Genomic DNA, 16,248 nt, shown 5'->3' on the forward strand with positions numbered 1-16,248 from the left:
GCGAATCTGTGCCCCATCAGCCATTTCCCTATTCGGTTACATCGCCCATGTTCAATCACCAATTGCTGCCTGCCATCAGCCTGGCATTCATGGCGCTGTTTACCACCGTCCAAGCGCACGCCGACGACACTGCTTCCATTCGCTCACTGGAATGGGCCCAGCCAGTGGGAAGCCAATACAACCTGTATCAGATGTCGCCCACCCTCTATCGCAGCGCGCTACCGGATAGCAGCGCCGTTCCTGTCCTGGAAAAACTCAAGATCGGTACGGTCATCAACTTCCTGCCCGAATCTGATGCCAACTGGCTGAAGTCGTCTGATATCAAGCAAGTGCAACTGACCTACCGAACCAACCATGTCGACGACACCGATGTACTGGAAGCCCTGCGCGCCATTCAGGACGCACAAGCCAACGGCCCGGTGTTGATGCATTGCAAGCACGGCTCGGATCGCACCGGGTTGATGGCGGCGATGTATCGAGTGGTGGTTCAGGGGTGGAGTAAAGAGGAAGCGCTGAACGAAATGACGCTCGGTGGCTTTGGAGCCAGCAAAGGCTTCAAGGACGGCGTTCGCTACATGATGAAGGCTGATATCGACAAGCTACGCACAGCGTTGGCCAATGGCGATTGCAGCACCAGCGCCTTTGCACTGTGCTCGATGAAAAGCTGGCTGAACACCGCGGACAACGCCAAGGACGTGGCGGCAGAAAAAACCGCCCTGGTGATCACCCCCTGAGCCATCAGCTCAGGGGGCACATGCCGGTCAGTCTTTTTTCAGCTTCGGATTGGGGAAGAACTGCACCGCCTGCACCTTGGGATCCGGTGCTTTCAATGCCGACGTATTGACCCGCGTGCCCAATTCCTTGGGCACTGACAGACCTTGTTCATTCAGCGTGTCGGAATAGCCGCAAGCCACACACTCGCGATGTGGCACATCGTCTTCGCTCCACATCATCAACTTGTCCGGCTCGCTGCACGCCGGGCAGACTGCCCCGGCGATAAAGCGTTTTTTGGTTTTCACAGGCGCTTCACTCATGCTGCCGCGTCCTCACTCAGGCCGCTGTGGCGCAAGAGTGCGTCAATCGAGGGCGCACGTCCGCGGAAGTCGACGAACAGCACCATCGGTGCCTGTGAACCGCCACGGGCCAGGATCGCTTCGCGGAACGCCCGGCCAGTCTCGGCATTGAGCACGCCGTCTTCTTCGAACTTGGAGAAGGCATCCGCCGACAGCACTTCCGCCCACTTGTAGCTGTAGTAACCCGCAGCGTAACCGCCCGCGAAGATATGCGCGAAGCTGTTGGGGAAGCGGTTGTAGGCGGGCGGACGCATCACCGACACCTCATCACGCACGCCTTCCAGCACCTGCAGCACACTGCGGCCATCACCGTGGGTAGCGTGCAGCTCGAAGTCGAACAGCGAGAACTCCAACTGGCGAACCATCATCAGGCCGGACTGGAAATTCTTCGCGGCGAGCATTTTTTCCAGCAGATCCTGAGGCAGCGGCTCACCGGTTTCATAGTGGCCGGAAATCAGCGCCAGGCCTTCCGGTTCCCAGCACCAGTTCTCCATGAACTGGCTTGGCAACTCCACCGCATCCCAGGCCACGCCGTTGATGCCGGACACGCCAGCGTGCTCGACACGGGTCAACAGGTGATGCAGGCCGTGGCCGAATTCGTGGAACAGCGTGGTCACTTCATTGTGGGTCAGCAGGGCAGGCTTGCCGCTGTCGGCCGGGGTGAAGTTGCACACCAGGTTGGCCACCGGGCTTTGCAGCACGCCATCAAGGGTGCGGCGACGATCACGGGCGCCGTCCATCCAGGCCCCGCCGCGCTTGTTGGCGCGGGCGTACAGGTCGAAGAAGAAGCGGCCGACGTGCTGGCCGTTTTCCTTGATTTCGAACAGGCGAACGTCCGGGTGCCAGGTGTCGAAGCCTTTCTGCTCGGCGATTTCGATGCCGTACAGGCGCTGCACGATAGCGAACAGGCCGCCGAGCACCTTGTCGATCGGGAAGTAGGCGCGCAGGGCTTCCTGGGAAACGCTGTAACGCTGTTCGCGCAGTTTTTCGCCATAGAAGCCGCTGTCCCAGCTTTGCAGGTCCGGGCAGCCTTGTTCGGCGGCGTAGGTCTTGAGCTGTTGCAGGTCCTGGGTGGCGAACGGCTTGCTGCGCTTGGCCAGGTCTCGCAGGAAGCTCAGCACCTGGTCGCTGGACTCGGCCATTTTGGTGGCCAGGCTCAGTTCGGAGAACGAGGCGAAGCCCAGCAGTTGAGCGAGCTCCTGACGCAGGTCGAGGAGCTGTTCCATGACCGGGCCGTTATCGTTCTGACCGGCATTCGGGCCTTGGTCCGACGCACGAGTGCAGTAGGCGGCGTAGATTTCTTCACGCAGGGCGCGGTCGTGGGCGTAGGTCATCACCGCGTAGTAGCAGGGGAATTCCAGGGTGATCAGCCAGCCGTCCAGGCCTTTGGCCTGGGCAGCCGCAGCCATTTGCGCCTTGGACGAATCGGTCAGGCCGGCGAGGGTCGCTTCGTCGGTGACGTGCTTGGTCCAGGCCTGGGTGGCGTCGAGCAATTGGTTGGAGAACTTGCTGCCCAGTTCGGAGAGTTTGCTCTGCACTTCGGCATAACGTTTTTGCTGCTCAGGCGGCAAATCGATACCCGACAGGCGGAAGTCCCGCAGGGAGTGTTCCAGAATGGTTTTTTGCGCCACGTCGAAGCCGGCGGCTTCCGGGCTGTTGGCCAGGGCTTCGAAGGCCTGGAACAGCTCGCGGTTCTGGCCCATCTCGGTGGAGTAGGCACTCAATGCCGGCAGGCAAGCCTCGTAGGCTTCGCGCAGTTCGGTGCTGTTGCACACGGCGTTCAGGTGGCTGACCGGGCTCCAGGCAGCGCCCAGGCGGTCATTGAGTTCGTCCATGGCCAGGACCAGGCCGGCCCAGGTCGGATTTTTACCCTGGCTTTGCAGGATGCCTTCGATGGCGACGCGGTTGTCGGCGAGGATCTGTTCGATGGCCGGCTGTACGTGCTCGGCACGGATCGCCGAGAACGGCGGCAGGTCGTAGGGCTGCAGAAGAGGGTTGTTCGCGCTCACGGTTGGCACCTTGGCTGAAGAAACATGTAAGAACAAAGATGGGGCCATCTTAATTACAATCAACGCCCACCGCAGCTATCAGCAGAAGAGAGAGAGCCTATCGTGACCCTTCGCACCTACCAGAATCACACGCCGGCCTTGGCCGCCGGGGCTTTCGTCGATGCATCGGCGGTGGTGATCGGCGACGTCGAAATCGGCGCCGACAGCTCGGTATGGCCGCTGACGGTAATCCGCGGCGACATGCACCGCATCCGCATCGGTGCGCGCACCAGCGTGCAGGATGGCTGCGTGCTGCACATTACCCACGCCGGGCCCTTCAATCCTGATGGTTTCCCGCTGTTGATCGGCGACGATGTGACCATTGCCCACAAAGTCATGCTGCATGGCTGCACGGTGGGCAATCGGATTCTGATCGGCATGGGCAGCATTGTGATGGACGGCGCCGTGGTGGAAGACGATGTGATCATCGGCGCCGGCAGCCTGGTGCCGCCAGGCAAGAAACTCGAGAGCGGTTTTTTGTATGTCGGCAGCCCGGTTAAACAAATCCGCCCGCTGACTGACAAGGAGCGGGCGTTTTTCACCTACAGCGCCGCGAACTACGTGAAGCTCAAAGACCTGCACCTGGCCGAAGGCTTCGACCAATGACAAGGACACCCATGCATTACCAAACCGTTCTGTTCGACCTCGATGGCACCCTCACCGATCCGCGCGAAGGCATCACCCGCTCGATCCAGTACGCCCTCGCCAAACTGGGGATCGACGAGCCGGACCTGACCAAGCTTGAGCACTTCATCGGCCCGCCGCTGCTGCAAGCATTCATGCAGTTCTATGGCTTCGACGAAGCCAAGGCGTGGGAGGCGGTGAATTTTTACCGCGAGCGCTTCAAGGTCACCGGCCTGTACGAAAACCGCGTATTCGACGGCGTGATGCCGCTGCTTGAGGACTTGAATGGCCAGGGTCGCCAGCTGTATGTGGCCACGTCCAAGCCTTGGGTGTTCGCCCGTGAAATCGCCCGGCATTTTGATTTCGCCAAACACTTCAAGGTGATCTACGGCAGCGAGCTGGACGGCACCCGCACCAATAAGGTCGAGCTGATCGCCCACCTGATGGCCGAAGAAGGCCTGGACCCGGCCAGTACCTTGATGATTGGCGACCGCAAGCACGACCTGATCGGGGCCCGCAGCAATGGGATGGATGCGGCGGCGGTGGGTTACGGGTTTGGCAGCCGTGAGGAGCTGAGTGCCGAGGCGCCGACCTGGCATTTTGAAACATTGGCCGAGATGCATCAGGCGTTTTTGCAACGGCCTTGAATGCGCTATCGCAGGCAAGCCAGCTCCCACATTTGATCACGGTCGGCCAAGACAACTCAGTCAAATGTGGGAGCCGGGCTTGCCCGCGATGAGGCCCTACCGGCCAACCACTTGCCCGGATCCCTCCAACGCCCTCAGGGCCGCCTTGCGCTGATCCACCGGCAACCCGCCCAGCTTCTCCACCGCCGCAAAAAACTTCGGCCAATCGCCGCCTTCCTGCCGGAACAACGCGGCGAACGCCGGTACCCACTGGTCATACAGCCCAAACGGCAGCAACCTTGCGTTGTTCATCGGCAGGTTGATCCAGGCGTCATAACGCTTGTCGCCACCCCACTGGCTATCGCGCATGTGCCGGTAGTCACGGCGCAGGCGTTCGAATTCAGCCGCCTTGGTCTGGCGCATGGCACCTGCCGCCAGCGGCTGGGTATACAGCTGCTCGAGGCGTTTGCGGGTGTCGAGCACCAGCCGGGTGAACTGGTCGCGCTGTTTCAACGACGACTCGCTGGCTGGCGGCAAGCCACGGGCCGCGCGCCATTGCCGGGTGCCTTCCTGCTCGACGAAGGTGGCGTACGACTCGTTGAACTCGGTGTCGTCCTTCACATAAAACCGCTGATGCGCCAACTCATGAAAAATCAGCGTGGCCAGGCGCTCATCGCCCCAGCTCATCATCGAACTCATGATCGGGTCATTGAACCAGCCGAGGGTGGAGTAGGCCTCCACGCCACCAATCGACACGTCCATGCCTTGCTGCTTCAGCAACGCCGCCTGGCCGCGTGCGGCGCCCTGGTTGTAGTAACCGCGATAGGCCACGCACCCGGCAATCGGGAAGCAGTGGGTTTGCGGCGACAGGGAAAATTCAGGCGTGGCGAAGACGTTCCAGACCACATAAGGGCGGCCAATGTCCGCATACAGACGGTAACTCTGGTTGTCCGGCAGGTGCAGGTGCTCGCTGGCAAAGGTGCGGGCTTTCTGCGACTGCGCCAAGTGGTCCCGCAGCACCTGTGGCCGGGACGGGTCGGCGATGACCTCGGAGACCGGCTCCCGGGCCCGCAGCAATTGCCATTGGCCGTCTGCCAGTTGGCTGTAATAACTGACGCTGGAGCAGCCACTGAGCAACAGCAGCATCAACCCGGGAAGTAAACGCCTGACCATTAAAACCTCTCGCAGGTGACTATCCCGCCAGACTATCTCGCCTGTGGGGAATTTTTCCATGGCGTGGCGTGTTTATACTCATAGGGAGCGTGCCGCCGAACGCAGCCGCTTAAAAACCATTCCTACCGTTGAGTGCTTAACATGCGTCAGCTACTGCTTCCCATCGCTGCAGTCCTTCTCAGTGCCTGTACGTCGACGCCGCTACCGGCGGTTGATCCGCAGCAAGCCTGGGTTGACTTCGCCACCCCGACACCCGGCGCCAAGCTGGTGATGGCGCAACGCCTGGACGGAAAAAACCTGAACGACGGGCGCTTCTTCCAGGTGCCGCCTGGCAGCCATGAGCTGATGGTGCGTTTTGATTTCGAGGTGCCTACCGGTGGCAGCTTCGGCGGGATGGGCCAAACCACCGACCGAACCTGCTTCATGACCCTGCAATACGACCGTTTCGAGGCAGGCCAGCGCTATCGCCTGGAAGGGCGCTCACTGGGCTACAACCCGAATATCCGGCTGTACAACAAAGCGGGTCAGTTACTGGCGGAAGAACGTAGCGTCAACTGCATCTGATCAGTCGTTGTTCTTCTGGTAGACGATGGCCTTCGTGCCGTTCTCACAGCTGCCGACAACCATGGCGCTGTCGTGCTTGTCGGCTTCTTCCTTGCTGACGATTTCGAGGGTGTAGGACGGAACGGCATTCGCCTGGATTTTGACCTCGATCTCTTTCCTGAGCTCTTCACAGTCTTTCGGCGCGGCCAGCGCCGACGTGGCCAGTGCACCGCAGATAACCGCCAAGGCAATACGTTTCATGTGTGAAGCTCCCTGAATGCACGCGCACGGGTGTGCGCTAAGTCTGCATCGGCTATTCGACCACATTTGCACCTGCAGGAGCGAGCAAGCTCGCCCCTGCAAGAGGGTTGCATCAACTAATCAGCGTGCCATCCAGGGTAATGGTTGCATTCAGTACCTTGGACACCGGGCATCCTTCCTTGGCCTTTTTGCTCAGTTCATCAAACTGCGCCTGACTGGCGCCCGGGATCTTTGCCTTGAGGGTCAGGTGCACGGCAGTAATCGCAAAGCCACCGTCCACTTGGTCCAGGGTCACTTCGGCCTGGGTGTCGATGCTGTCGGCCTTGAGCCCGGCGTCGCCGAGAATCATGGAAAAGGCCATGGAGAAACAACCGGCATGGGCCGCGCCGATCAGTTCTTCAGGGTTGGTGCCCTTGCCACCTTCGAAACGGGCCTTGAAGCCGTAGGGCGCTTCGCGCAGCACGCCAGTTTCCGTGGAAATGGAACCCAGGCCAGTCTTCAGGTCGCCTTCCCAATGCGCGGATGCTTTTTTAACGATACTCATAGCGGTCTCCTCGAACGGTGGTTTTGCGTCAGTAAGGGTTCTGAGGATAGACGCCACGGCAAAGTTCATCTTGTCGGAGAAACCTAGCAATTAAGTAGGAAATTTCACCATCGCTATTGAATCTCGGGTATATGCCCTCATTGCATAGACATGCACATGAAGCGGCAGGTTTTGGTTCGTCTTAGAAGCCTGCGCCCCCATTGGAGAAGCAGGCTTATGAAATCGCTGTCCGACGTAAAGTTCTCGACCCTCGACCTCGTGCCAGTGCGCGCCAACGGCAGTCCGGCGCAGTCGCTGCGCAATTCCCTGGACCTGGCCCAGCACGTGGAAAAATTCGGCTACAACCGTTTCTGGGTGGCCGAACACCACAATATGGACGGTATCGCCAGCTCGGCGACCTCAGTATTGCTGGGTTATCTGGCGGGCGGCACCTCGACGATTCGTGTCGGTTCCGGTGGCGTGATGCTGCCCAACCACGCGCCGTTGGTGATCGCCGAGCAATTCGGCACCCTGGAAAGCCTGTACCCGGGCCGTATCGATTTGGGCCTGGGCCGCGCGCCCGGCTCCGACCAGATTACCGCCCGCGCCCTGCGCCGTGAACGCTCCGGCAGCGCCGATGATTTCCCGGAAGACGTGGCTGAACTGATGGCCTACCTCGGCCCGCGCACTCCGGACCAGCGAGTGATCGCCGTACCCGGCACCGGCACCAACGTCCCTGTATGGCTATTGGGTTCCAGCCTGTTCAGTGCGCAACTGGCAGGTGAGCGCGGTTTGCCTTACGCCTTTGCCTCACATTTCGCGCCGCGCCTGATGCATGAAGCGATTCGCGTCTACCGCAACCACTTCAAGCCTTCGGCCGTGCTGGACAAGCCCTACGTGATGCTCGGCATCCCCCTGGTGGCCGCCGATACGGATGAACAGGCTGATTACCTGGCTACGTCGGTGTACCAGCGAATCCTCGCGTTGATGCGCGGGCAAAGCCTGGTGCAGCGCCCGCCGGTCAAGACCATGGACGGCTTGTGGCTGCCCCATGAGAAAGACGCTGTAGGCAGTTTCCTTGGCCTGGCCATGGTGGGCAGCCCGCAGAAGATCCGCGCCAAACTGGAGGTGCTGGTGGAGCAAACTGGCGCTGATGAGCTGATCTTCACCTGTGACCTGTACGAACATGCCGACCGGATCCATTCCTACGAGCTGCTGGCCCAGATCATGAAGGGCTGAATCGCAGGCGTAAAAAAACCGACGCACTTGCGTCGGTTTTTTACGTCTGCAACACGGGATCACCCGCGCTTGTAGGCGATTTCCTTGGTACCGGCTTCACAGCTGCCGACAACCGTGTGGTCACTAGGTGCAGCACCTTTGTCCACGATTTCCAGGGAGTAGCCTGAAGCGCCTTTAGCGTCGATTTTTGCCGCAATCTCGCTTTTCAGCTCTTCACAAGGCTTGCCCGCCGCCAGGGCTGTGCCCGCAATGCTCAACAAACCTACCGCCAACAAAAAGTTCTTCATCCGTCACTTCCTTGGGTTGATCGAAAGGAAGCACGTCGCCGCTCGTCACGCCGACGTGCCTAAAGGTTGTAGCGGAGTTTATGGCAATCGGCCAGCGCGCAAGTTCAACCGGCTCAGTCAACTACTGGCAATTCGGAACCCCACTTTGAGGGTGACCTGGAAATGCGCGGCCTTGCCGTCCTTGATATGACCGCGGGTTTCGGTCACTTCAAACCACTCCAAGTGCTTGATGCTCTTGTAGGCTTCAGCCAAGGCATTGTTGATGGCGTCCTCGATGCTGGTGGTGGAAGAGCCCACCAGTTCGACTTTCTTGTAGGTGTGATGATCACTCATAAGGTTTTCTCCTGGGGTCGTTAATGAAGCCTAGCAGTGAATTCTCGTACTGCTTCTGGCGACTATTCCCATACGAAAGTTCAGATTTACTGCACTTTCTGAAACCGCCGCAGTCGGAAACAACACACGCCACTCAATCACTCCAGGAGAGCCCACATGGCCAACACCTCTTTACGCAAAGCGTCATTGGAAAGCATGGAAGCCGAGATTTCGAGCCTGCTCAAATCTTTGGAAAGCCTCAAGGACGATGCCTCTGACGAGTCGCGCAAAACCTTGAAGGCCCTGAAAAGCAATGCCGAGAATGCCCTCAAGCATTCCCGTCACCTGATCAGCGATGCCTATGAAGAAAGCAAAGTCAAAATCCGCGAAACCGGTGTTGCGACACGGGACTACGCGCAAGAGCACCCATGGACTACCGCTGGCGTCGCCGTTGGCGCGCTGGGCCTGCTGGCGGCTTACTTGCTGTGCAAACGCGGCGACTAAACAACCTGGCGCACAAGCTCAGCCTTGAGCCACTGCGCCAGTTGCCGGGCGCGCCCATCCGCGGCGCGCTTGGGTAGCCACAACGCCAGTTGCGCCGGGGTTTCACTGAAACCCCACGGCGCGACCAGGCGACCCGCTCGCAGGTCCTCTGCCACCAGCGGTTCTGGCGCAATCGCCACCCCCAGCCCCGCCACCGCCGCCTCCAGCAAATAATACAAATGCTCGAACCCCTGACCGTACTTCAACGCGCCAGCGTCGATCCCATGGTGCTGCGCCCAACTGGGCCAGGCTTGCGGGCGTGATGTGGTGTGCAAAAGGGCTTCATTCAGCAGCGCTTCGGCAGGTGCCTGGCGCAAACGCTCGTAATGGGCAAATCGCGGGCTCATGACCGGGCCGATGCGCTCGCTGGCCAATTCGTACACCTGCATATCCGCCGGCCATGGCGGCTCAGCGAACACCAGCAGCGCGTCCAACCCGGGGCGGCGCGGGTCGAGGTCGCCTTCGCCCGCCGACAGGTGCAGGCGCAAATCCGGCAGATCCGCGTTCAGGCGCCCCAAACGCGGAATAAACCAGCGCGCCAGCAGACTGCCGGAGCAGCCGAGCACAAACGGTGCGTCTGCGCTGCTTTGTGTGAGTTCTGCGCAGGTGTCCCTCAGACGCTCGAACGCCTCAAAACTCGCATCTCGCAGGCGGATGCCGGCATCTGTGAGTTTGAGGCCGCGCCCGTCCTTGACGAACAGGCTGACGCCGAGGTGTTCTTCCAACACCTTGAGCTGCCGGCTGACCGCGCCATGGGTCACGTGCAGTTGCTCAGCGGCCTGGCTGACGCTGTTCAGGCGTGCAGCCGCCTCGAAAGCGCGCAAGGCGTTCAGGGGTGGGAGGTCTCGGCTCATCTGTGAGTTTTCCTGACAGGTTGTGGCGATCTTATCGGTTTTCACGTGCAAGCGTCAGGGGTAGAGTGACCGTCATTGCCTCTTACACATTTTCTACCTGGAGCGTCCCATGACTCAGACCCAGACCGATTTACGCAACGGCCCAGACGCCAATGGCCTGTTTGGTTCGTTCGGCGGCCGCTACGTGGCGGAAACCCTGATGCCGTTGATCCTTGACCTGGCCCGCGAATACGAAGCGGCCAAAATCGATCCGGCCTTCAACGAAGAACTGGCCTACTTCCAGCGCGACTACGTTGGACGCCCAAGCCCGCTGTACTTCGCCGAACGCCTGACCGAGTTCTGCGGCGGCGCCAAGATCTACCTCAAGCGCGAAGAGCTGAATCACACCGGCGCCCACAAGATCAACAACTGCATCGGCCAGATCCTGCTGGCGCGGCGCATGGGTAAAAAGCGCATCATCGCCGAGACCGGCGCCGGCATGCACGGTGTGGCCACCGCCACCGTGGCCGCGCGTTTTGGCCTGCAATGCGTGATCTACATGGGCACCACCGACATCGAGCGCCAGCAGGCCAACGTATTCCGCATGAAGCTGCTGGGCGCTGAAGTGATCCCGGTAGTCGCAGGCACCGGCACCCTGAAAGACGCGATGAACGAAGCCCTGCGCGACTGGGTGACCAACGTCGACAGCACCTTCTACCTGATCGGCACCGTGGCCGGTCCGCACCCGTACCCAGCCATGGTTCGCGACTTCCAGGCCGTGATCGGCAAGGAAACCCGTACCCAACTGCAGGCCCAGGAAGGCCGTCTGCCCGACAGCCTGGTGGCGTGCATCGGCGGCGGTTCCAACGCCATGGGCCTGTTCCACCCGTTCCTGGATGACACCAGCGTCGAAATCATCGGCGTTGAAGCGGCCGGCTACGGCATCGAAACCGGCAAACACGCGGCCAGCCTCAACGGCGGCGTACCGGGTGTGCTCCACGGCAACCGCACCTTCCTGTTGCAGGACGACGATGGCCAGATCATCGACGCCCACTCGATTTCCGCCGGCCTGGACTACCCGGGCATCGGCCCTGAACACGCCTGGTTGCACGACATCGGGCGCGTCCAGTACACCTCGGTGACCGACGACGAAGCCCTCGACGCCTTTCACAAATGCTGCCGCCTGGAAGGGATTATTCCTGCACTGGAAAGCGCCCACGCCCTGGCTGAAGTGTTCAAACGCGCACCGACCTTGCCGAAGGATCACCTGATGGTGGTCAACCTGTCCGGCCGTGGCGACAAAGACATGCAAACCGTGATGCACCACATGGAACACTCTTCACAAGAGCCATCCCAGCAGGAGAAACACTGATGAGCCGCCTGCAAACACGTTTTGCGCAACTGAAAGAACAAAACCGCGCCGCCCTGGTGACCTTCGTCACCGCCGGCGACCCGGGTTATGACACCTCGCTGGCGATTCTCAAGGGCTTGCCTGCGGCCGGCGCCGACGTGATCGAGCTGGGCATGCCGTTCACCGACCCGATGGCCGACGGCCCGGCGATTCAACTGGCCAACATCCGGGCGCTGACCGCCAAGCAGAACCTCACGAAAACCCTGCAAATGGTTCGCGAGTTCCGCGAGGGCAACAGCGACACGCCGCTGGTGCTGATGGGCTACTTCAACCCGATCCACATGTACGGCGTGCCACGCTTCATCAGCGATGCGAAAGAAGCCGGCGTCGACGGCCTGATCGTGGTCGACATGCCTCCGGAACATAACGGCGAGCTGTGCGACCCGGCCCAGGCTGCCGGTATCGACTTTATCCGCCTGACCACCCCGACCACCGACGACGTGCGCCTGCCGACCGTGCTCAACGGCAGCTCCGGGTTTGTGTACTACGTCTCGGTGGCCGGTGTGACCGGTGCCGGCGCCGCGACCCTGGAACACGTCGAAGAAGCCGTGACCCGCCTGCGTCGGCATACCGACCTGCCGATCAGCATCGGTTTTGGTATCCGCACCCCGGAGCAGGCCGCTGCAATTGCCCGCCTGGCAGACGGTGTGGTGGTGGGTTCGGCACTGATCGATCACATCGCCAACGCCAGCAATGATCAGCAGGCCATCGACGGTGTATTGACCCTGTGCTCGGCGCTTTCGGAAGGTGTGCGCAACGCCCGTAAGTAAGCGGCTCGTAAGCGGTAGGTAAAGTTCCTGATACAGAGGAATCATGCTGGCAAATCAGCACCTAAACTGACAAGACCAAGGGATTTCGGACCCGGTTCGAAATCCCTTTTTGTTGTTTGTGCAGTTGAGGAAACCCCTGATGAAGATGCCTAAACGTGTGATAGCCGGTCTGGGTGTGCTGTTGCTCGGCGCCAGCGCCCTGGTGCAAGCCGCACCGTACGACCAAGGTGGCGGACCTGACCGTGGCGGCCCTCAAGGCCAACAGAACGATCACCGTGGCGATGACCGCCGCGGGCCCCAGGACAATCACCGTGGCGGGCCTCCTCAGGACTTCGGCCCTGTTCGGCAAGTGATCCGCGATAACCATGGCGACTTCCGCCGTGGTGCTCCGCCGCCTCCCGGCATCCACCTGGTGCGCGGCCAGCGCCTGCCGCCGAACTACTACGGCGAGCGTCTGGACCCTCGGGCTCTGTCGCATCTGCCGCAATATCCTGGCTACGAATGGCGCCGCTCGGGCGGGGACATCGTGCTGATCGCGATTGGCACCAGCATCGTCTACCAGATTCTGGATGGCGCGCTGTACTAGTAACTCCCTGTAGGAGCGAGCTTGCTCGCGAAAAACGTTAACGATAACGCGGGGGCATCTGACACCCCGCGGCGCTCTCAGGTTTTTCGCGAGCAAGCTCGCTCCTACAGTTCTATACGCTCGACCTTGCCGACCAGCAAGATGTAGGACAACGCCCCCAGCAACGCCAGCACCGCGATATAGGTAATCGCCGGTGCAAACGAATCCCCTGTCGCCAGAAAGCCAATCACAATCGGCGTGGTAATCGCCGACAGATTGCCGATGAAGTTAAACACCCCACCCGTCAGCCCCAGCAATCTTGCCGGCGCCAGGGTCGACACCAGCGACCAGGTAATGGACGCCAGGCCGTTGCCGAAAAACGCCACCGCCAGAAACGCAATCACCCACGCCGTGGAGTCAACAAAGTTGGCGCCGATGATTGCCGTGGAAATCAACAGCCCGCCAATGATCGGCAACTTGCGCGCAAACCCCACCGACGCTCCCCGGCGAATCAGCCAGTCGGAAAACAGCCCCGAACACAGCACCCCGACAAACGCCGCCAGAAACGGCAGCGACGCCAGCAGGCCGGACTTGATGAAGTCCATGCCGCGATATTTCACCAGGTAGGTCGGGAACCACGTCAGGAAAAACCACAGCGTGGAGTTCAGGCAGAACTGCCCCAGGTAGATACCCCACAGCTTGCGCTTGCTCAGCACGATGCCGAGGTCGACCCAACTGAATGGCGCCTTGGCCGCCTGCGCCTGGATGTCCACCAACCCGCCACCTTCGCGGATCAGCTCGATTTCCGCCGCATTGGCACCTTTGAAATCACGTGGCTCGCGGTACACGGCGTACCAGATCAGCGCCCACACAATGCCCACGCCACCGGTGGCGACAAACACCATGTGCCAGCCAAAGGTGTGTTGCAGCCAGGCCAATACCGGCGTGAGAAACGCCAGTCCGACAAACTGCCCGGACGTATAAACACCAATCGCCGTGGCCCGCTCACGCTCAGGGAACCAGGTGGTCACCACGCGGCTGTTGATCGGGTAAGCCGGGGCTTCCAGGGCACCGACCGCCATGCGCAATACGAACAGCGCGATGAAGCTGGCGGCAAAGCCGAGCATCACGGTGGCGATCGACCACAGCAGCAGGGCGACACTGTAGAGAATGCGCGGCGGTACCCGGTCCACCAGCCAGCCGCCGGGGATTTGCATGGCCGCGTAGGTCCAGCCGAACGCGGAGAAAATCAGCCCGACATGCACCGGGTCGATCCCCAACTCGCTCGTCAGGGCCGGGGCGGCAATCGACAGGTTGCTGCGGTCCAGGTAATTGATCACCACGGTGATGAACAGCAGCACCATGATGAAGAAACGCTTTCGGCTGGGCGTGACTAAAGAAGCCTGCCCGGTGAAGGACTCGGATTGCATGGGGGTTGCCTCTTCTTATGGTTATTGAGGACAGGTCTTACTGAAGAAACGCGATCCCTGTGGGAGCTGGCTTGCCTGCGATAGCGGAGTGTCAGTGCCGCAGATGCAAGCTGACTCACCGCTATCGCAGGCAAGCCAGCTCCCACACTGACGGTGTTTCTTCAGGAGGAAATCACCACTCCGCAAAACTGCCATCGGCATGACGCCAGATCGGGTTGCGCCAGCGATGCCCGATGGCCGCGCGCTCGATCACGTATTCCTCGTTGATCTCGATGCCCAGGCCTGGCCCATTGGGGATTTTCACAAAGCCCTGGTCGTAGTCGAAAACGCCCGGATCACGTACGTAATCCAGCAGGTCATTGCTCTCGTTGTAGTGAATGCCCAGGCTCTGTTCCTGGATGAACGCGTTGTAGCAAACCGCATCCAGTTGCAGGCACGCCGCCAGGGCAATCGGGCCGAGCGGGCAGTGCAGGGCGAGGGCCACGTCGTAGGCTTCGGCCATGTTGGCGATCTTGCGGGTTTCGGTGATACCGCCGGCGTGGGAGGCATCCGGCTGGATGATGTCGACATAGCCTTCGCTGAGCACGCGCTTGAAGTCCCAGCGCGAGAACAGCCGCTCGCCAAGGGCAATCGGGGTGCTGGTGAGCGGCGCCAGCTCTTTCAGCGCTTCGTAGTTTTCGCTGAGCACCGGCTCTTCGATGAACATCAGTTTGTAGGGATCGAGCTCCTTCATCAGCACCTTGGCCATGGGCTTGTGCACCCGGCCATGGAAGTCGACGCCGATGCCGACGTTGGGGCCTACCGCATCACGCACGGCGGCGACGTTGGCCAGGGCCTGGTCGACTTTTTCGAAGCTGTCGAGAAATTGCAGCTCTTCGGTGCCGTTCATTTTCACCGCAGTAAAACCACGGGCCACGGCTTCCTTGGCGGCGCGGGCAGTGTCGGCCGGGCGGTCGCCACCAATCCATGAATACACGCGGATTTTGTCGCGCACCTGGCCACCCAGCAGGTCGCTGACCGACACACCGAGAGCCTTGCCCTTGATGTCCCACAGCGCCTGGTCGATGCCGGCGAGGGCGCTCATATGGATCGCGCCGCCACGGTAGAAACCGCCGCGGTAGAGCACCGTCCAGATGTCTTCGATATTGCGTGGGTCTTTGCCGATCAAGTAGTCGGACAGTTCTTCGACGGCGGCGGCTACGGTGTGGGCGCGGCCCTCGACCACAGGTTCGCCCCAACCGGTCACGCCCTGGTCGGTTTCAACCTTGAGGAAGCACCAGCGGGGCGGGACGATGAAGGTGGTCAGTTTGGTGATTTTCATCTTCTTATCTCTCTTGTAGATGGAGAACGCTGATCAGCCCAAGGCGTGCCAGGCCGCGACGTAGGCCTGGGCGTTGCTCGCCACTTGGGCGACGCTCATGCCCGGCTTGAATAACCCGGAGCCCAGGCCGAAGCCTTTGACGCCCGCGTCGAAAAATACCTGCATGTTGTCCGGAGTGATGCCGCCCACCGGCAGCAGCACCGTGCCCGCAGGCAGTACCGCGAGCCAGGCCTTGACCACCGCCGGGCCCATTTGCTCGGCGGGGAAAAGCTTCAGCACGTCGGCGCCTTCGGCCAGCGCGGCAAAAGCTTCGGTGGGCGTGGCCACACCCGGCGAGAGGTACAGACCCGCGGCCTTGGCGGCACGCAGCACCTTGGCATCGCTGTGGGGCATGACGATCACCTGGCCGCCGGCGGCTTTGACTTGATCAACCTGTTCCGGGGTCAGCACGGTGCCGGCGCCGATCAGGCAATCGGCGGGCAGGCTGTCCCGCAGGATGCGGATGCTGGAATAAGGGTCCGGTGAATTGAGCGGCACTTCGATGACCCTGAAGCCTGCGGTGTACAACACCTCGCCGATCGCCAACGCCTCCTCCGGTCGCAGGCCGCGCAGGATCGCGATCAAACCGTTGTGTGTGAGTGCTTGCTTGAGCATGTCGGGCCTCTC

Annotated in this window: 20 protein-coding genes and 1 pseudogene; 10 read left to right on the forward strand and 11 right to left on the reverse strand. The window is 61.0% G+C overall.

Annotation, left to right across the window (positions count from 1 at the left end; translation table 11 throughout):
- The first annotated feature begins 47 nt into the window (after window positions 1-47).
- Window positions 48-734 carry a dual specificity protein phosphatase family protein gene (locus BLU46_RS15805; protein ID WP_093203311.1) on the forward strand — a complete coding sequence of 229 codons (687 nt, stop codon included), beginning with the start codon at window positions 48-50 and terminating at the stop codon, window positions 732-734.
- A gap of 27 nt (window positions 735-761) precedes the next feature.
- Here BLU46_RS15805 and BLU46_RS15810 read toward each other — a convergent pair whose 3' ends face one another.
- Both BLU46_RS15810 and prlC read right to left on the reverse strand, forming a co-directional pair.
- Window positions 762-1,034 (reverse strand): YheV family putative zinc ribbon protein, encoded by a 273-nt coding sequence (locus BLU46_RS15810; RefSeq protein ID WP_003214872.1) that lies wholly within the window; start codon window positions 1,032-1,034, stop codon window positions 762-764.
- Window positions 1,031-3,082, reverse strand: coding sequence for an oligopeptidase A (prlC, locus tag BLU46_RS15815; RefSeq protein ID WP_093203316.1), 2,052 nt, complete (start codon window positions 3,080-3,082; stop codon window positions 1,031-1,033). Before prlC ends, BLU46_RS15810 begins: the two co-directional genes overlap by 4 nt.
- Window positions 3,083-3,184: 102 nt before the next feature.
- Here prlC and BLU46_RS15820 point away from each other — a divergent pair, with 102 nt between their 5' ends.
- Entirely contained in the window at window positions 3,185-3,727 is a 543-nt protein-coding gene (locus BLU46_RS15820; RefSeq protein WP_063033719.1) for a gamma carbonic anhydrase family protein, read from the forward strand.
- Window positions 3,728-3,738: 11 nt separating this feature from the next.
- Window positions 3,739-4,392, forward strand: a complete 654-nt coding sequence (locus tag BLU46_RS15825) for an HAD family hydrolase (protein ID WP_093203321.1) — start codon at window positions 3,739-3,741, stop codon at window positions 4,390-4,392.
- A 96-nt stretch (window positions 4,393-4,488) separates the two neighbouring features.
- Here BLU46_RS15825 and BLU46_RS15830 read toward each other — a convergent pair whose 3' ends face one another.
- Window positions 4,489-5,544, reverse strand: a complete 1,056-nt coding sequence (locus tag BLU46_RS15830) for an aminopeptidase (protein WP_093203325.1) — start codon at window positions 5,542-5,544, stop codon at window positions 4,489-4,491.
- 141 nt (window positions 5,545-5,685) lie between these two features.
- Between BLU46_RS15830 and BLU46_RS15835 the strand changes: the two genes are divergently transcribed.
- Window positions 5,686-6,108: a PA0061/PA0062 family lipoprotein gene (locus tag BLU46_RS15835; protein WP_063033722.1), complete on the forward strand. Its 423-nt coding sequence runs from the start codon at window positions 5,686-5,688 to the stop codon at window positions 6,106-6,108.
- On the opposite strand, the gene BLU46_RS15840 is transcribed toward BLU46_RS15835, so the two are convergent.
- Both BLU46_RS15840 and BLU46_RS15845 read right to left on the reverse strand, forming a co-directional pair.
- Complete coding sequence (locus tag BLU46_RS15840) at window positions 6,109-6,348, reverse strand: DUF1161 domain-containing protein (RefSeq protein WP_063033723.1); 240 nt, start codon at window positions 6,346-6,348, stop codon at window positions 6,109-6,111.
- Window positions 6,349-6,460: 112 nt separating this feature from the next.
- Window positions 6,461-6,892: an OsmC family protein gene (locus tag BLU46_RS15845; RefSeq protein WP_017477943.1), complete on the reverse strand. Its 432-nt coding sequence runs from the start codon at window positions 6,890-6,892 to the stop codon at window positions 6,461-6,463.
- Between the two features lie 216 nt (window positions 6,893-7,108).
- On the opposite strand from BLU46_RS15845, the gene BLU46_RS15850 reads away from it, so the two are divergent.
- Complete coding sequence (locus tag BLU46_RS15850; protein ID WP_093203330.1) at window positions 7,109-8,110, forward strand: LLM class flavin-dependent oxidoreductase; 1,002 nt, start codon at window positions 7,109-7,111, stop codon at window positions 8,108-8,110.
- A 59-nt stretch (window positions 8,111-8,169) separates the two neighbouring features.
- Here the strand turns inward: BLU46_RS15850 and BLU46_RS15855 are convergent, their stop codons facing one another.
- A complete protein-coding gene (locus BLU46_RS15855; RefSeq protein WP_003214893.1) occupies window positions 8,170-8,397 on the reverse strand; it encodes a DUF1161 domain-containing protein in 228 nt (75 codons plus the stop codon).
- A gap of 117 nt (window positions 8,398-8,514) precedes the next feature.
- Window positions 8,515-8,730 (reverse strand): dodecin, encoded by a 216-nt coding sequence (locus tag BLU46_RS15860; RefSeq protein WP_093203334.1) that lies wholly within the window; start codon window positions 8,728-8,730, stop codon window positions 8,515-8,517.
- A 156-nt stretch (window positions 8,731-8,886) separates the two neighbouring features.
- Between BLU46_RS15860 and BLU46_RS15865 the strand changes: the two genes are divergently transcribed.
- Complete coding sequence (locus BLU46_RS15865) at window positions 8,887-9,213, forward strand: DUF883 family protein (RefSeq protein ID WP_003170746.1); 327 nt, start codon at window positions 8,887-8,889, stop codon at window positions 9,211-9,213.
- On the opposite strand, the gene BLU46_RS15870 is transcribed toward BLU46_RS15865, so the two are convergent.
- On the reverse strand, window positions 9,210-10,106 hold the full coding sequence (locus BLU46_RS15870; protein ID WP_093203339.1) for a LysR family transcriptional regulator: 897 nt from the start codon (window positions 10,104-10,106) through the stop codon (window positions 9,210-9,212). The genes BLU46_RS15865 and BLU46_RS15870 overlap by 4 nt on opposite strands.
- A gap of 109 nt (window positions 10,107-10,215) precedes the next feature.
- Between BLU46_RS15870 and trpB the strand changes: the two genes are divergently transcribed.
- The 4 genes and pseudogenes from trpB to BLU46_RS33210 form a co-directional block, all read left to right on the forward strand.
- Window positions 10,216-11,457, forward strand: coding sequence for a tryptophan synthase subunit beta (gene trpB / locus BLU46_RS15875; RefSeq protein WP_063033725.1), 1,242 nt, complete (start codon window positions 10,216-10,218; stop codon window positions 11,455-11,457).
- Window positions 11,457-12,266 (forward strand): tryptophan synthase subunit alpha, encoded by an 810-nt coding sequence (gene trpA / locus BLU46_RS15880; RefSeq protein WP_008439583.1) that lies wholly within the window; start codon window positions 11,457-11,459, stop codon window positions 12,264-12,266. The genes trpB and trpA overlap by 1 nt, the downstream gene beginning before the upstream one ends.
- Before the next feature lie 139 nt (window positions 12,267-12,405).
- On the forward strand, window positions 12,406-12,852 hold the full coding sequence (locus tag BLU46_RS15885; protein ID WP_063033726.1) for an anti-virulence regulator CigR family protein: 447 nt from the start codon (window positions 12,406-12,408) through the stop codon (window positions 12,850-12,852).
- A gap of 21 nt (window positions 12,853-12,873) precedes the next feature.
- Window positions 12,874-12,964, forward strand: a pseudogene (locus tag BLU46_RS33210) (outer membrane lipoprotein carrier protein LolA); the annotation flags it as partial.
- On the opposite strand, the gene BLU46_RS15890 reads toward BLU46_RS33210, so the two are convergent.
- From BLU46_RS15890 to BLU46_RS15900, 3 genes are all read right to left on the reverse strand, one after another.
- Window positions 12,957-14,261: an MFS transporter gene (locus tag BLU46_RS15890; RefSeq protein WP_063033727.1), complete on the reverse strand. Its 1,305-nt coding sequence runs from the start codon at window positions 14,259-14,261 to the stop codon at window positions 12,957-12,959. The pseudogene BLU46_RS33210 and the gene BLU46_RS15890 overlap by 8 nt on opposite strands.
- Window positions 14,262-14,433: 172 nt before the next feature.
- Window positions 14,434-15,582, reverse strand: coding sequence for a galactonate dehydratase (gene dgoD, locus BLU46_RS15895; protein ID WP_003213645.1), 1,149 nt, complete (start codon window positions 15,580-15,582; stop codon window positions 14,434-14,436).
- A gap of 33 nt (window positions 15,583-15,615) precedes the next feature.
- Complete coding sequence (locus BLU46_RS15900) at window positions 15,616-16,236, reverse strand: 2-dehydro-3-deoxy-6-phosphogalactonate aldolase (protein ID WP_003213643.1); 621 nt, start codon at window positions 16,234-16,236, stop codon at window positions 15,616-15,618.
- Window positions 16,237-16,248 lie beyond the last annotated feature (12 nt).

Source organism: Pseudomonas yamanorum (assembly GCF_900105735.1).
Classification (GTDB): Bacteria; Pseudomonadota; Gammaproteobacteria; order Pseudomonadales; family Pseudomonadaceae; genus Aquipseudomonas; species Aquipseudomonas yamanorum.

Excerpts from the sequence above, each read along its gene's own strand:
- BLU46_RS15805 (WP_093203311.1), top strand. The coding sequence starts at position 48 with ATGTTCAATCACCAATTGCTGCCTGCCATCAGCCTGGCATTCATGGCG.
- BLU46_RS15810 (WP_003214872.1), bottom strand. The coding sequence starts at position 1,034 with ATGAGTGAAGCGCCTGTGAAAACCAAAAAACGCTTTATCGCCGGGGCA.
- BLU46_RS15825 (WP_093203321.1), top strand. The coding sequence starts at position 3,739 with ATGCATTACCAAACCGTTCTGTTCGACCTCGATGGCACCCTCACCGAT.
- BLU46_RS15830 (WP_093203325.1), bottom strand. The coding sequence starts at position 5,544 with ATGGTCAGGCGTTTACTTCCCGGGTTGATGCTGCTGTTGCTCAGTGGC.
- BLU46_RS15835 (WP_063033722.1), top strand. The coding sequence starts at position 5,686 with ATGCGTCAGCTACTGCTTCCCATCGCTGCAGTCCTTCTCAGTGCCTGT.
- BLU46_RS15840 (WP_063033723.1), bottom strand. The coding sequence starts at position 6,348 with ATGAAACGTATTGCCTTGGCGGTTATCTGCGGTGCACTGGCCACGTCG.
- BLU46_RS15845 (WP_017477943.1), bottom strand. The coding sequence starts at position 6,892 with ATGAGTATCGTTAAAAAAGCATCCGCGCATTGGGAAGGCGACCTGAAG.
- BLU46_RS15850 (WP_093203330.1), top strand. The coding sequence starts at position 7,109 with ATGAAATCGCTGTCCGACGTAAAGTTCTCGACCCTCGACCTCGTGCCA.
- BLU46_RS15855 (WP_003214893.1), bottom strand. The coding sequence starts at position 8,397 with ATGAAGAACTTTTTGTTGGCGGTAGGTTTGTTGAGCATTGCGGGCACA.
- BLU46_RS15860 (WP_093203334.1), bottom strand. The coding sequence starts at position 8,730 with ATGAGTGATCATCACACCTACAAGAAAGTCGAACTGGTGGGCTCTTCC.
- BLU46_RS15865 (WP_003170746.1), top strand. The coding sequence starts at position 8,887 with ATGGCCAACACCTCTTTACGCAAAGCGTCATTGGAAAGCATGGAAGCC.
- BLU46_RS15870 (WP_093203339.1), bottom strand. The coding sequence starts at position 10,106 with ATGAGCCGAGACCTCCCACCCCTGAACGCCTTGCGCGCTTTCGAGGCG.
- trpB (WP_063033725.1), top strand. The coding sequence starts at position 10,216 with ATGACTCAGACCCAGACCGATTTACGCAACGGCCCAGACGCCAATGGC.
- trpA (WP_008439583.1), top strand. The coding sequence starts at position 11,457 with ATGAGCCGCCTGCAAACACGTTTTGCGCAACTGAAAGAACAAAACCGC.
- BLU46_RS15885 (WP_063033726.1), top strand. The coding sequence starts at position 12,406 with ATGAAGATGCCTAAACGTGTGATAGCCGGTCTGGGTGTGCTGTTGCTC.
- BLU46_RS15890 (WP_063033727.1), bottom strand. The coding sequence starts at position 14,261 with ATGCAATCCGAGTCCTTCACCGGGCAGGCTTCTTTAGTCACGCCCAGC.
- dgoD (WP_003213645.1), bottom strand. The coding sequence starts at position 15,582 with ATGAAAATCACCAAACTGACCACCTTCATCGTCCCGCCCCGCTGGTGC.
- BLU46_RS15900 (WP_003213643.1), bottom strand. The coding sequence starts at position 16,236 with ATGCTCAAGCAAGCACTCACACACAACGGTTTGATCGCGATCCTGCGC.